General features: G+C 61.2%; 13 protein-coding genes. 4 read left to right on the top strand and 9 right to left on the bottom strand.

From position 1 onward, the window contains the following. Positions 1-33 precede the first annotated feature (33 nt). Positions 34-1284, bottom strand: a complete 1251-nt coding sequence (locus tag AACV31_RS10840; protein WP_165154057.1) for an MFS transporter — start codon at positions 1282-1284, stop codon at positions 34-36. 119 nt (positions 1285-1403) lie between these two features. Between AACV31_RS10840 and AACV31_RS10835 the strand changes: the two genes are divergently transcribed. The 3 genes from AACV31_RS10835 to bioD all read left to right on the top strand — a co-directional run bounded on the left by AACV31_RS10835 (position 1404) and on the right by bioD (position 4456). Beyond that, a complete protein-coding gene (locus AACV31_RS10835) occupies positions 1404-2336 on the top strand; it encodes a LysR family transcriptional regulator (protein ID WP_165154055.1) in 933 nt (310 codons plus the stop codon). Positions 2337-2430: 94 nt separating this feature from the next. Continuing rightward, positions 2431-3648 carry a sugar metabolism global transcriptional regulator Mlc gene (gene mlc / locus AACV31_RS10830; protein ID WP_165154053.1) on the top strand — a complete coding sequence of 406 codons (1218 nt, stop codon included), beginning with the start codon at positions 2431-2433 and terminating at the stop codon, positions 3646-3648. A 115-nt stretch (positions 3649-3763) separates the two neighbouring features. Beyond that, complete coding sequence (gene bioD, locus AACV31_RS10825) at positions 3764-4456, top strand: dethiobiotin synthase (protein WP_015741337.1); 693 nt, start codon at positions 3764-3766, stop codon at positions 4454-4456. A gap of 587 nt (positions 4457-5043) precedes the next feature. Here bioD and osmV read toward each other — a convergent pair. From osmV to osmY, 4 genes are read right to left on the bottom strand one after another with little or no spacing between them, the layout of a single operon-like run. Continuing rightward, complete coding sequence (gene osmV, locus AACV31_RS10820; RefSeq protein ID WP_075199471.1) at positions 5044-6189, bottom strand: osmoprotectant ABC transporter ATP-binding protein OsmV; 1146 nt, start codon at positions 6187-6189, stop codon at positions 5044-5046. Next, positions 6189-6836: an osmoprotectant ABC transporter permease OsmW gene (gene osmW / locus AACV31_RS10815; RefSeq protein WP_075199470.1), complete on the bottom strand. Its 648-nt coding sequence runs from the start codon at positions 6834-6836 to the stop codon at positions 6189-6191. The genes osmV and osmW overlap by 1 nt, the downstream gene beginning before the upstream one ends. 9 nt (positions 6837-6845) lie before the next feature. Continuing rightward, positions 6846-7751 carry an osmoprotectant ABC transporter substrate-binding protein OsmX gene (gene osmX, locus AACV31_RS10810; RefSeq protein ID WP_007761450.1) on the bottom strand — a complete coding sequence of 302 codons (906 nt, stop codon included), beginning with the start codon at positions 7749-7751 and terminating at the stop codon, positions 6846-6848. 16 nt (positions 7752-7767) lie between these two features. Beyond that, positions 7768-8481, bottom strand: coding sequence for an osmoprotectant ABC transporter permease OsmY (osmY, locus tag AACV31_RS10805; RefSeq protein WP_053531639.1), 714 nt, complete (start codon positions 8479-8481; stop codon positions 7768-7770). Between the two features lie 328 nt (positions 8482-8809). On the opposite strand from osmY, the gene AACV31_RS10800 reads away from it, so the two are divergent. Further along, positions 8810-9145, top strand: a complete 336-nt coding sequence (locus AACV31_RS10800) for a GlpM family protein (protein WP_105539093.1) — start codon at positions 8810-8812, stop codon at positions 9143-9145. Here the strand turns inward: AACV31_RS10800 and dmsD are convergent. The 4 genes from dmsD to dmsA are packed head-to-tail and all read right to left on the bottom strand — an operon-like array spanning position 9142 to position 13705. Then, positions 9142-9750 carry a Tat proofreading chaperone DmsD gene (dmsD, locus tag AACV31_RS10795; protein ID WP_165154051.1) on the bottom strand — a complete coding sequence of 203 codons (609 nt, stop codon included), beginning with the start codon at positions 9748-9750 and terminating at the stop codon, positions 9142-9144. The genes AACV31_RS10800 and dmsD overlap by 4 nt on opposite strands. A gap of 45 nt (positions 9751-9795) precedes the next feature. After that, positions 9796-10644, bottom strand: coding sequence for a DmsC/YnfH family molybdoenzyme membrane anchor subunit (locus tag AACV31_RS10790; protein WP_165154048.1), 849 nt, complete (start codon positions 10642-10644; stop codon positions 9796-9798). Between the two features lies 1 nt (position 10645). Continuing rightward, positions 10646-11263, bottom strand: a complete 618-nt coding sequence (locus AACV31_RS10785) for a DMSO/selenate family reductase complex B subunit (protein ID WP_007761441.1) — start codon at positions 11261-11263, stop codon at positions 10646-10648. Positions 11264-11272: 9 nt separating this feature from the next. Next, complete coding sequence (gene dmsA / locus AACV31_RS10780) at positions 11273-13705, bottom strand: dimethylsulfoxide reductase subunit A (RefSeq protein ID WP_165154046.1); 2433 nt, start codon at positions 13703-13705, stop codon at positions 11273-11275. Between the last annotated feature and the right edge of the window lie 57 nt (positions 13706-13762).

Raw genomic sequence — 13762 nt, 5'->3', positions numbered from 1 at the left:
TAACCCTGACGAAACACGAGGCCTGGCGGGCGATTAGCGGACGCGGCGGTGCAGACCGCTGCCGACCAGCAGCGCCAGCACCAGCAGCAGCGCGATAAACCCGCCGACGCCGTTCCAGCCGTAGCGGTGCCAGAACAGCCCGCCGAGCGTGCCCGCAACGCTTGAGCCTAAGTAATAGCTGAACAGATAGAGCGAGGACGCCTGGCCTTTGGCGCGCCGCGCCCGCGGGCCAATCCAGCTGCTGGCGACCGAGTGGGCGGCGAAGAATCCGGCGGAGAAAAGCAGCATACCCGCGAAAATCAGCCACAGAGACGAGAACAGCGTGAGCAGCAAGCCGCACAGCATGATGGCGGTAAAGCCGAGCATCACCGGGCCGCGCCCGAAGCGCGCGGTCATCGCGCCCGCTTTCGGCGAACTCCAGGTGCCGGTGAGGTAAGCCACCGACAGCAGGCCCACTGCCGCCTGGCTTAAGTGCCAGGGCGAGAGCATCAGCCGGTAGCCGATGTAGTTAAACAGCGTCACAAACGCGCCCATCAGCAGAAAACCTTCGGCGAACAGCAGCGGCAGGCCGTCGTCGCGCCAGTGCAGGCGAAAGTTAATCAGCAGCGTGCGCGGGCGCAGCGACGAGGCGCGAAAATGACGCGAGGCCGGGAGGATTTTCCAGAACATCAGCGCCGCCGCCAGCGCAAAGCAGCCGATAAACGCCATCGCCACGCGCCAGCTAAAGAAATCGGTGATAACCCCGGTCAGCAGACGGCCGCTCATCCCGCCAATCGAGTTGCCGCTGATATAGAGACCCATTGAGAACGCCACCATGCTGGGGTGGATCTCTTCGGAAAGATAGGTCATGCCGACGGCGGCCACGCCGCTTAGCGACAGCCCAATCAGCGCGCGCATTAGCAGAATGCCGTGCCAGCTGTGCATCATGGTGGCGAGCAGGGTGCAGATGGAAGCCAGCAGCAGGGCGGTGACCATCACATTTTTGCGCCCGATGGCGTCGGAGAGCGGCCCGGTGAACAGCAGCCCGACGGCCAGCATCCCCGTTGAAACCGAAAGCGAAATACTGCTGGCGGCAGGCGTGACGCCAAATTCCTGCGACAGCACCGGGAGAATGGGCTGTACGCAATACAGCAGCGCGAAAGTGGCGAGACCGGCGGAGAACAGCGCGAGCGTGACGCGCATAAAAGCGGGCGTGCCGCGTTTGATGTACGTTACCGGCGCGGCAATCACAGCATCGTCAGCGGCCTGCGCCGGGGCGGCGCTGACGGTAGTGGTACGACTCACAGCATATCCTTACGTAATATCCCCGCGATTGCTGGCTGCGGGTGAAGCACACACGAAGAGTAGAAAGCGGCGAATCATCTGTCTAATATATTAATAATCTCAAATAATACGTATTAAATATGAATATCGAACTGCGTCATCTTCGCTACTTCGTGGCGGTGGCCGAGGAGCTGCATTTTGGCCGCGCCGCCGCCCGGCTGAATATCTCCCAGCCGCCGTTAAGCCAGCAGATCCAGGCGCTGGAAGCCCAGACCGGCGCGCGGCTGCTGGCCCGCACCAACCGCAGCGTCAGCCTCACGGCGGCGGGCCGGCAGTTTCTCGCCGACAGCCGCCAGATTTTAAGCGAGGTCGAGGCCGCGGCGGTGCGCGCCGCGCGGCTGCATAACGGCGAGACCGGCGAACTGCGCATCGGTTTTACCTCGTCGGCGCCGTTTATCCGCGCCATTTCCGACACGCTTTCCGTGTTTCGCCGTCGCTACCCGGATGTGCATTTGCAGACGCTTGAGATTAACACCCGCTCGCAGATAGCCCCGCTGACCGAAGGGCGGCTCAATGTCGGGCTGTTGCGCAATACGCCGCTGCCGGAGACGCTCGCCTGGCAACTGGTGCTGCGCGAGCCGCTGCTGGCGCTGATCCCCTGCGATCATCCGCTCGCCGCGCGCGAGGCGGTGTCGCTAAGCGAGCTGACGGGCGAGCCGTTCGTCTTCTTTGATCCTCACGTCGGCACCGGGCTGTACGACGATATTCTCGGGCTGCTGCATCGTTACGGCGTACAGCCGCGCATCACGCAGGAGGTGGGCGAGGCGATGACGATTATCGGGCTGGTGGCGGCGGGGCTTGGCGTGTCGATTCTTCCGGCGTCGTTTCAGCGCGTGCGGCTGGAGGAGATGCGCTGGGTCAGGCTGCAGGAACCAGACGCGATTTCGGAAATGTGGCTGGTCTGGGCGCGCCATCGGGAGCAAAGCGCCGCGGCACAACGTTTCATTTCTCTGCTTAATGGGGCGGCGCAGCGGCCGGAAACAGCGGCGAATCCCCGTAAAAATGTGCGGTAAATCACAAGGCTAAGTAAAAATTTGACGCGCCCTGGCGAAGTGATTCACCATAGCCGAATGTTTATTTCGAAGCGCGAAAATAAGGGAGTGGGACGTGGTTGCTGACAGTCAACCGGGCCATATCGATCAGATAAAACAGACCAATGCGGGCGCCGTGTATCGCCTGATTGATCAGCTTGGCCCGGTATCACGTATCGATCTTTCCAGACTGGCGCAACTCGCCCCGGCCAGCATTACCAAAATCGTGCGCGAAATGCTTGAGGCGCATCTGGTTCAGGAGACGGAAATCCAGGAGCCGGGCAGCCGTGGGCGGCCGGCGGTAGGGCTGGCGGTGGAAACCGACGCCTGGCACTACCTGTCGGTGCGCATTAACCGCGGCGAAATCAACCTGGCGCTGCGCGATCTCAGCAGCAAACTGGTGGTGGAAGAGCAGCTCGACCTGCCGTTGCAGGACGTCCGCCCGCTGCTCGATCGCATTATCGACCATATCGATCGCTTTTTTATCCGCCATCAGCGCCAGCTGGAGCGGCTGACCGCCATCGCCATTACGCTGCCTGGCGTGATTGATACCGAACACGGGCTGGTGCGCCAGATGCCGTTTTACGAGATTACGGATATGCCGCTCGGCGCGGCGCTGGAGGCTCATACCGGCGTGCCGGTGTTCGTCCAGCACGACATCAGCGCCTGGACGATGGCAGAAGGGCTGTTCGGCGCCTCGCGCGGGGCGCGCGACGTGATTCAGGTGGTTATCGATCATAACGTCGGCGCGGGCGTCATCACCGATGGCCGCCTGCTGCACGCGGGCAGCAGCAGCCTGGTGGAGATTGGCCACACCCAGGTCGATCCTTACGGTAAGCGCTGCTACTGCGGCAATCACGGCTGTCTGGAAACCATCGCCAGCATCGACAGCGTGCTGGAGCTTGCCCAGCAGCGAATGAACCAGTCGATGGGCTCGATGCTGCACGGCCAGCCGCTCGGCGTGGAGTCGCTGTGCGACGCGGCGCTGGCGGGCGATCTGCTGGCGCGCGACATTATTCTCGGCGTCGGCGTTAACGTCGGGCGCATCCTCGCCATTATGGTCAATCTGTTTAATCCACAAAAAATTCTGATTGGTTCGCCGCTTAACCGGGCGTCCGATATTCTCTTCCCGGCGATTGCTGACGCCGTTCGCCAGCAGTCGCTGCCCGCCTACAGCCGGAACATCAGCGTGGAAAGCACCCAGTTCTCAAACCGCGGCACGATGGCCGGGGCGGCGCTGGTGAAAGACGCGATGTATAACGGTTCGTTGTTGATTCGCCTGTTGCAAGGGTGACAACTTTTCCCTGATCCACTAAAAATTGCGCTATCTCAAGCTGACCCTGAAAGTCTTCTTTTAGACTTTTGCCACTGGATCATTCTCTTTAACACAATGGCAGATGGAGTCAGCGATGCTTAAGCGCGTCTTTATTACCGGTACAGATACCGCCGTCGGAAAAACGGTGGTGTCCCGCGCCCTGTTACAGGCGCTGGCCGCCACCGGCAAGCGCGTGGTGGGCTATAAGCCGGTGGCGAAAGGAAGCAAAATCACGCCGGAGGGGCTGCGGAACAAAGATGCCCTGGTGCTGCAAAGCGTGTCCACCCTGACGCTGCCGTATGAGGCTATCAATCCCATCGCATTCAGCGAAGAAGAGAGCAGCGTGGCGCACAGCTGCGCCATTAACTATTCGCTGCTGTCGAACGGCCTCGCGCAGCTGTGTGAACAGGCGGATCACGTCGTGGTGGAAGGCACCGGCGGCTGGCGCAGCCTGATGAACGATTTACGCCCGCTCTCCGACTGGGTGGTGCAGGAACAATTACCAGTGCTGATGGTGGTCGGCATTCAGGAAGGTTGCCTGAACCATGCGCTGTTAACCGCACAGGCGATTGCGAGCGACGGCCTGCCGCTGGTGGGTTGGGTGGCGAACCGTATCAATCCTGGGCTGGCGCATTACGCCGAAATTATCGAGGTGTTAAGCCAGAAATTGCCTGCGCCGCTTATCGGCGAATTACCGTATCTGCCGCGCGCCGAGCAGCGCGAGCTGGCGAAGTGGGTGGATGTGACGCGGCTTGGCGCGCCCGATCCGTTGCGCGCCGCGGTGTGAGTGGTTTTATGGCGGGTGCGCTGCGCTTACCCACCCTACGGAAAAGGCGGCAGAGTGAATGGTAGGGCGGGTAAGCGCAGCGCACCCGCCTTATGGAACCGACGGTGAGGGAATAATGTAGGGCGGGTAAGCGGAGCGCACCCGCCTTATGGAACCGACGGTGAGGGAATAATGTAGGACGGGTAAGCGCAGCGCACCCGCCTTATGGAACCGATGGTGAGGGAATAATGTAGGGCGGGTAAGCGCAGCGCACCCGCCTTATGGAACCGACGGTGAGGGAATAATGTCGGGCGGGTAAGCGGAGCGCACCCGCCTTATGGAACAGACGGTGGGGGAAAATAATGTAGGGCGGGTAAGCGGAGCGCACCCGCCCTACGGAACCGACGGTGAGGGAATAATGTAGGGCGGGTAAGCGTAGCGCACCCGCCTTATGGAACCGACGGTGAGGGAATAATGTAGGGCGGGTAAGCGCAGCGCACCCGCCTTATGGAGCCGACGGTGAGGGAATAATGTCGGGCGGGTAAGCGTAGCGCACCCGCCGTTTTACATACGAATTCGCCGTTTTATATGCGCACCCGCCGTGTTACTCATCCCTCGTGAATATTGAGCGCCCGCCGCGTGCGGCCGGAGCTGAGATAATCGGCGATGTAATCCTGCGAAATCTCGCCGCTGTAGCGGCCCTCTTCATCCACGATCGGCATCCAGACCGTGTTGTGCTCGTAAAGGCGCGATAACACCACGCGCAGATTATCTTCCGCTTTGCCGGTCACCCGGAAAGGATGGGCGATATCGGCGCAAACCCCTGTCGCGCCGCGCGCTTCGCGCCGTTTTACAAACCCCAGCGGCTTCTCGTTTTCATCCACCACCGTCACGGAACGCATATCGTTGTCGTCCATCAGCGCGAACGCCTGTGCAAGCGGCGTCGAGGTTCGTACCGTAATGGTCGGCTGTTTGTCGGTCACATCGCCCGCCTGGATCAGCAGCAGGCGTTTCAGCGTGCGATCCTGGCCCACGAAAGAGCCGACAAACTCATTGGCCGGTTTCGCAAGCAGCTCGTCGGGGCTGGCGCACTGAATGATTTTCCCCTGGCGGAACACCGCGATGCGATCGCCAAGCTTCAGGGCTTCGTCGATGTCGTGGCTCACCAGCATTACCGTTTTCTTCAGCTGACGCTGCATCTCCAGGAACTGGTTCTGGATAACCTCGCGGTTAATCGGGTCGACCGCGCCGAACGGTTCATCCATCAGCAGCACCGGCGGATCCGCCGCCAGCGCGCGGATAACGCCGATACGCTGCTGCTGACCGCCGGACATCTCTTTCGGGTAGCGGTTCAGAAAGCGTTTCGGATCCAGCGCCACCATCGCCATCAGCTCGGTCGCGCGTTCCTTGCAGCGCGCTTTATCCCAGCCCAGCATCCGCGGCACCACGGTGATGTTCTCTTCGATGGTCATATTGGGGAAAAGACCAATCTGCTGGATGACGTAGCCGATATTGCGGCGCAGCGTGACGGTATCGAGATCGGTCGTGTCTTCGCCGTTAATGAAAATCTTGCCGCCGGAGGGCGCTATCAGCCGGTTAATCATCTTCAGCGTCGTGGTCTTGCCGCAGCCCGACGGGCCGAGCAGCACGCACATTTCGCCTTCCGGCACGTTCAGGTTCACGTTATCGACGGCGTTAAACGTCTGGCCGTTCTTCTGCACAAACTGTTTGGTGAGGTTTTCAAGTTTAATCATTAGCGGATCCCCTTAGGCGTCAGCACAACCTGCAAGCGGTGCAGTAACCAGTCCAGAATAATGGCCAGTAAACAGATCATCAGCGCACCGGCGATAAGCATACGAATGTCGCTCCCGCCGATGCCGTTAAGCAGCAGTAACCCCAGACCGCCCGCGCCGATAACGGCGGCGATCGCCATCACGCCGATATTCATTACGACGGCAGTGCGGATGCCGCCGAAAATCACCGGCAGCGCCATCGGGATTTCCACCCAGCGCAGGCGCTGCCAGAACGTCATGCCGATACCGCGACCGGCTTCGCGAAGCCCAGGCGGCAGGCTGTCGAGCGCGGTGTGGGTGTTACGCACAATCGGCAGCAGCGAATAGAGAAATACGGCGGTGATGGCGGGCAGGGCGCCGATGCCCTGGCCTATCAGCGAGAAAAGCGGGATCATCAGCCCGAACAGGGCGATGGACGGAATGGTCAGCACCAGCGTCGCCAGCCCCAGCACCGGCGTGGCGAGCCATTTGTGGCGCACAATCAGAATGCCGAGCGGCACGCCGATAACAATCGCCAGGCCCACCGCCAGCAGCACCAGCCACAGGTGCTGGAACGTGAGGCTCGCCAGGAAACCGGCGTTATCGATCATATAGTGAATGGTATCCATCATCCCTCCTTAAAGCAGGCCTTTGTCGCGCAGGAAGTCGCGGGCGACCTGCTGCGGCGTCTGGTGATCGATATCCACCTTCGCATTAAGCGTGGTGATGGTGTCGTTATCCATCAGGCCAGAGATCGTATTCAGCGCGTCCTCAAGCCCCGGATTCGCCGCCAGCGTATCCTTGCGCACCACCGGCGTGACGGCATAGCTCGGGAAAAAGCCCTTGTCATCTTCCAGCACTTTTAAATCGAACCCTTTCACGCGCCCGTCGGTGGCGTAAACCAGCCCCGCGTCCACAAAGCCATCGCGGATAGCGTTATAGACCAGCCCAGGATCCATCTGACGGATCTGCGGGCGGTCGAGCGGCATGTTGTACGCCTGTTGCAGCGGCTTCATGCCGTCGCTGCGTCCGTAAAACTCCAGATCGAGCGCCAGCATCCAGTTCTTGTCCGGGTCGGTTTTACGCACCTGTTCGATTTTCTCCGCCAGTTGCGACATCGTCGAAATATGCTCCGCTTCGGCGCGCTTACGCTGCATCGCGAACGCATAGGTGTTATTCATGCTGGCGGGTTTCAGCCACACCAGCCCGAGCTTCGCGTCGAGTTGTTTCACCGTGTTATAGGTTTCCTCGGGCGTCATCCGCTTGTTGATATGGTTGAAGATAATCAGCGACGTGCCGGTGTACTCCCAGGTCATGTCCACCTGTTTGTTGATCATGGCGTTGCGTGAAATCACCGTGGCGATATTGGTGCGCGGCTCCACCTGGAAACCTTTTTTTTGCAGGTACAGCACCGTCATGGCGGAGAGAATATGTTGCTCGGTAAAGCTCTTGGTGGTGAGCACCAGCGGCGCGGCGCGAGCGGCGGTTGTTGCCAGCAGCAGGCCTGCGGCGGCAATGGTCAGCCAGCGATTCAGCAGGGTCATCGGAAGCTCCTTATCATCAGGCGGTATGCGGACTGAGCACGCGGCCAAGTGCTGCGAGCGCCATATCCAGAATCAGCGCGAATAACGCCGTCGCGGCGGCGCCAAGAATGAGCGTCGGGAAGTCGTTCAGGTAGATGCCCGGGAAAATCAGTTCGCCGAAGCTGCTGGCGCCGATAAGAAAGGCCAGCGGCGCGGTGCCGACGTTAATGGCGGTGGCGATGCGAATGCCTGAGAGCATCACCGGCCAGGCGTTCGGCAGCTCCACCTGCCACAGCCGCTGGCCTTTGGTCATGCCAATGCCGTTGGCCGCTTCAATCAGCGAGCCCGGCACCGAGCAGAGCCCGGCGTAGGTGTTACGCACAATCGGCAGCAGGGAGGCGAGGAACAGCGCCACGATAGCCGGTTTATCGCCGATGCCAACCACCACCATCGCCAGCGCCAGTACCGCCAGCGGCGGCAGGGTATTGCCGACGTTAAAGATCTGCATCGCGTATTCCGCAAAGCGGCGCGCAGCCGGGCGGCTTAAGAGAATGCCGCTCGGGATACCGACGGCGAGCGCCAGCGCCATGGAGCTGAACACCAGAATCAGATGCTGTTTACCCAGATAAAGCAGGTCTTCGCGGCGGGCAGCGATGGTTTGAGGGCCGATGCCCCAGACCAGCAATCCGATGACCACCGCGAGTCCGGCCAGCGCCCCGATGGCGCGTAAAGTCAGTGAGGCTTTCTGCATGAGGCGTTGTCTCCCTGGTGCACGTTTTATGGCGATGAGGATCGCCTGTTGTTATGCCGTGTGTCGGCAGGGTGTATTGAGCTATAGCAACCGGGCGGGAAGGATTCCACATGAGGTAACATTTAGCCGATCAATGATTTACCCCGGCAATTAACGGTTTTCCCTTATCCCGCCTCGCTTGAGCGGCTCGACAGAGAATTATCTTAAAAGCGAAGAACAATAAGTGACGCCGTAACAAAAGAGGGCGCTGGGGTGAAAAAATCCCGGCATGGCGCGCAGTTATGGTAGGGTCGGAAAAAACTGAAACCAGAAGACGGAACGTAAAACGATGGGGCTGTTGATAAAAGCGCTGCTCGGCGCGGCGGTCGTGGTGCTGATAGGGATGCTGTCGAAAACGAAAAACTATTACCTCGCCGGGCTGATCCCGCTCTTTCCGACCTTCGCACTGATTGCCCACTATATCGTCGTCACCGGCCGCGGCGTGGAGGCGCTGCGCACGACGGTGATTTTCGGGATGTGGGCCATCATTCCTTACTTTGTTTATCTGGCCTCGCTGTGGGTGCTAAGCGGGATGATCAAAGTGCCCCTGGCGCTCGGCGGCGCGGTGGCGTGCTGGTGCCTGAGCGCCTGGCTGTTAATCGCGTTGTGGGGCCGCTTTCACTAACGGTAGAGCGGTTTTTGCGAAACCGGCATCAACAGCCCGCTGCGCCAGTGGGCAAGCGTCGCGCAGGTCAGCTCGCCCAGCGCCACGTAAAACGGATGCTGCGCCTGCGCGCAGAAGACCTCCAGAAAACGCGGCGCGAACGGCAGCAGATGCCAGGCCAGCAGCTCGTCCAGCTCACGGGTTTTTCCCTGCTCCGCGAGCCAGGCGGCCAGCAGCAACAGCAGACCGATATGATCCGCAGGCTCCTGAAGCGGCGTTTCAAAAGCGATGGCGTTCTCGCGCAGCCAGCTCTGTAACGCAAGCGTGGAGTCGCCAAACAGGACCGACTCGCGATCGAGCCAGACCGATCCCCACGGCGGCGCGGGCAGCGCGTGCGGGCCAATGAAAAGCCGCTGCCACGCCTGCGCCAGCGTTTCGTCCCCGGCGTTGTGCGCGCGAAACCCCGCCACGCATGCGGCATCGAACGCACAGGGCCATTCCCGCTCCCAGCCTGGCGCGCGCAGCGCGTCAACAATGGCGTGCGCCTCGGGCGCCTCCGGCGAGTAATAAAAGAGCGCCCCCAGAATGCGGGCACTACAGGCGATATCCGTTAATTTTTGTTCCACTGCGTCACTGTCCTGAAAAAGCCGGGCGGCGGGGCCGCCCGGAGATTATCCCGCAACGGCCATGCCGACCGTCATATGCAGACCATAAAAGAGGCCGCGGCCGATAAGCTCGCCCACCGCCACCAGCGCAAACCCTGCCGCCAGCCCCCACGGGCGCGGCGGGACGCGACGCGCCAGCGGGCAGAGCCAGCAGCCAATGCCGAGCGCCAGCAGCGCCATGCGCCACGCCTGCCAGAAGCCGTAATCCGGCAGCAGGGCGCTCGCCTGTTGGACGGAGCTGTGAATGCCCGCAAGACCCGCGCTCTGCATCAACGCCGCCGCCAGGCTTACCGCCAGCGCGAGCACGCACACCACCGCGAACGCCCGCGGGCCAGCAACGCCCACGACGGCCAGCAGGAGCGCGCCGAGCAGCGGCCCGCCGAGGAACGCCGTCAGGAAAAAGCCGAGCGTGGTGTAGCCGTTATGCCAGGTCGGCACCGTGTTTATCTGATACACGCGGGTCATCGCGAAGATAAACAGCACGCCGAGCGCCATCGCCACGATGAGCCAGATTTTCCCGAGCGTCTGCGGCATTTTCCCGAGCACCGCCACCAGCCACCACAGTCCGCCCACCGCGAAAAACAGCGATCCGCTGGCGATTTCATTACTGAGCGGCGAGTGGCCGAGACGGTTTAACGAATTAAACGCGCGCAGCGGCGAGCCGAGATGCATCACCGAGGCGAGAAAGGCGATGCCCATTAATACCCAGAGAAAAAACATGGCGCGCACAATGCGCGTGCGTTCATCCTGACTGCCAGCAAACCACGCCAGCCCGGTGACGATAAGCCCGCCCGCCACGCACTGGCCGAGCACGGTGAATAACACCAGCGGCCATTCATGCCATCCGCTTCCCATTTCAGACCTCCTTCGGATTCGCCAGTTTGCCGGTGGTGTCACCGGTCGGGCGGCTGTTTGCATTGGGTTTAATCACGATATTCGGGCGGGTAAAGTGCGCGGCGGGCAGCGGGGCGACCTGCGCCAGCGAACCGTACTTTTTACGCAGCTCCTCAATGGGCGCCATATCCAGCGCGCGCAGCGGGCAGGATTCGACGCAAATCGGTTTTTTGCCCTCAGCGATGCGTTCATAGCAGCCGTCGCATTTGGTCATATGCCCTTTGGCCGCGTTGTATTGCGGCGCGCCGTACGGACAGGCCATATGGCAGTAGCGACAGCCGATACAGACGTCTTCATTCACCACCACAAAGCCGTCCTCGCGCTTGTGCATCGCGCCGCTCGGGCACACCTTGGTGCAGGCCGGGTCCTCACAGTGGTTACAGGCTATTGAGAGGTAATAGGCAAAGACGTTTTGATGCCAGACGCCGTTATCTTCCTGCCAGTCGCCGCCCGCGTATTCATAGATGCGGCGAAAGCTGACATCAGGGGTGAGATCTTTGTAATCCTTGCACGCCAGCTCGCAGGTTTTACACCCGGTGCAGCGGCTGGAATCGATATAAAAGCCATATTGTGTGGTCATCAGGACTCCTTAAACCCTGGCAAGCTGAACTAAATTGCTGTGAGACGGATTACCTTTCGCCAGCGGCGACGGCCGTTGGGTGGTCAGTACATTGATAGAGCCGGCGTGATCGACGCCCTGCGCGTCAGGCTGGTACCACGCGCCTTCGCCCAGCGCCACGACGCCCGGCATAATGCGCGGCGTCACTTTCGCCTCGATGCGCGCTTCGCCGCGCGCGTTCCAGACCCGCACCGGGTCGCCATCGTTGATGCCGCGCGCCTGCGCATCCTGCGGGTTGATCCAGATCTGCTGGCGACACGCGGCCTGTAAAACGTCGACGTTGCCGTAAGTCGAGTGAGTGCGGGATTTGTAGTGAAAACCGGTGAGCTGGAGCGGGTACTGCGCGCGCAACGGATCGCTGACCTGTTCAAAACCGGGGCTGTAGACCGGCAGAGGGTGGATGACATCGCCTTCCGGCAGCTGCCAGTGCGCGGCGATATCGGCAAGCGCCGACGAGTAGATCTCGATTTTGCCGGAGGGCGTGTCGAGCGGGTTCGCGGCCGGCTTTTCCCGGAAAGCCTGATAGGCGACGTGATGGCCCTGCGGATCCCGAAGCTTAAAGATCCCCTGTTTGCGGAACGTGTCGAAATCCGGCAGTTCCGGGATCGCGCGCTGTGACTCCGCGTAAAGATGGCGCAGCCAGCCTTCCTGCGTGCGGCCTTCGGTAAATTGTTCGCCGACGCCCATGCGCACCGCGAGCGCGCTGGTGATGTCATAGATAGTGCGACATTCAAAGCGCGGCGCAATCACCTGGTCGGCGAAAATCACGTAGGCCATGTCGCCGCAGGAGGCGTCGAGCGCGAAATCCATTTGCTCAGACGCGGTGCAGTCCGGCAGCAGAATATCGGCATAGCGCGCCGAGGCGGTCATATGGCAGTCGATCACCACGATCAGCTCGCACTTTTTATCGTCCTGCAAAATTTCGTGGGTGCGGTTAATGTGCGAGTGCTGGTTGATAAGACAATTACCGGCGTAGTTCCAGATCATCTTAATCGGCACGTCGAGCTTCTCTTTGCCGCGCACGCCGTCGGCGGTGGCGGTCATCGACGGGCCGCGCTCGATGGCGTCGGTCCAGGTAAACATCGAGATACTGGTCTGTACCGGGTTTTCCAGCGTCGGCATCCGCTCGAAGGGGAGTGAGAATGAACCTTCGCGCGCGCCGCTGTTGCCGCCGGGAATGCCCACGTTCCCCGTGAGAATAGGGAGCATCGCTATCGCACGGCAGGCCAGTTCGCCGTTGGAATGGCGTTGCGGCCCCCAGCCCTGCGCGATAAACGCCGGTTTGGCCTCGCCGATCTCGCGGGCGAGTTTGATAATGCGCGCTTCGGGAATACCGGTAATGGGCGCGGCCCAGGCGGGCGTTTTGGCGGTATTGTCTGGCCCGTCGCCAAGGATATAGGCTTTATAGTGACCATTAGCCGGCGCGCCGGGCGGCAGGGTTTTCTCGTCATAGCCGACGCAGTAGTTATCCAGAAACGGCTGATCGACATAGTTTTCGGTGATCAACACCCAGGCGATCGCGGCGGCCAGCGCGGCATCGGTGCCGGGGCGGATCGGGATCCACTCATCCTCGCGCCCGGCGGCGGTGTCGGTATAGCGCGGATCGATGACTATCATTCGCGCCTGCGATTTCGCGCGCGCCTGCTCAAGGTAGTACGTCACGCCGCCGCCGCTCATGCGGGTTTCGCCGGGGTTATTGCCAAACAGCACCACCAGCTTGCTGTTTGCTATATCAGACGGGCTGTTGCCGTCGGCCCAGCCGCCGTAGGTGTAGTTCAGGCCCGCGGCGATCTGCGCGCTGGAGTAATCGCCGTAGTGGTTAAGATAACCGCCGCAGCAGTTCATCAGGCGGGCAATCAGCGTTTTCCCGGGCGGCCAGGAGCGGGTCAGGGTGCCGCCGAGCGTGCCGGTGCCGTAGTTGAGATAAATCGCCTCGTTGCCATATTCGCTGATAATGCGCTTCATGCCCTGGGCGATAGTATCCAGCGCCTCTTCCCAGCTGATGCGCGCGAATTTGCCTTCGCCGCGTTTGCCGACGCGCTTCATGGGATATTTCAGACGATCCGGGTTGTAGACGCGCCGCCGCATGGAGCGCCCGCGCAGGCAGGCGCGGACCTGGTGCAGTCCGTCATAGTCATCGGTACCGGTGTTATCGGTTTCGACATAGCGGATCTCGCCCTCCGCCACATGCATACGCAGCGGACAGCGACTGCCGCAGTTGACGGTGCAGGCGCTCCAGACGACGCGTTCATCTGGCGCAATGGCGCGTCCCACCGCAGCCGCCGCAGGCCGGAGCCCGAAGGGCAGGGAGATGCCGCCTGCCGCGAGCGCCAGGCCGCCCAGCGCGGTGGATTTCACCAGCGTGCGGCGGCTGATCCCGACCGGACTATCGGTATTTGACATTACTCACTCCTTGTCTCCAGAACGGAGAGTCAATGTGGTTCCTGTTGTTATGATTTT

This window comes from Cronobacter sp. EKM101R, assembly GCF_963888145.1.
Classification (GTDB): domain Bacteria; phylum Pseudomonadota; class Gammaproteobacteria; order Enterobacterales; family Enterobacteriaceae; genus Cronobacter; species Cronobacter turicensis.
The sequence above is the reverse complement of the archived record's forward strand: the minus strand, read 5'-3'. Positions and strand labels throughout refer to the sequence as shown.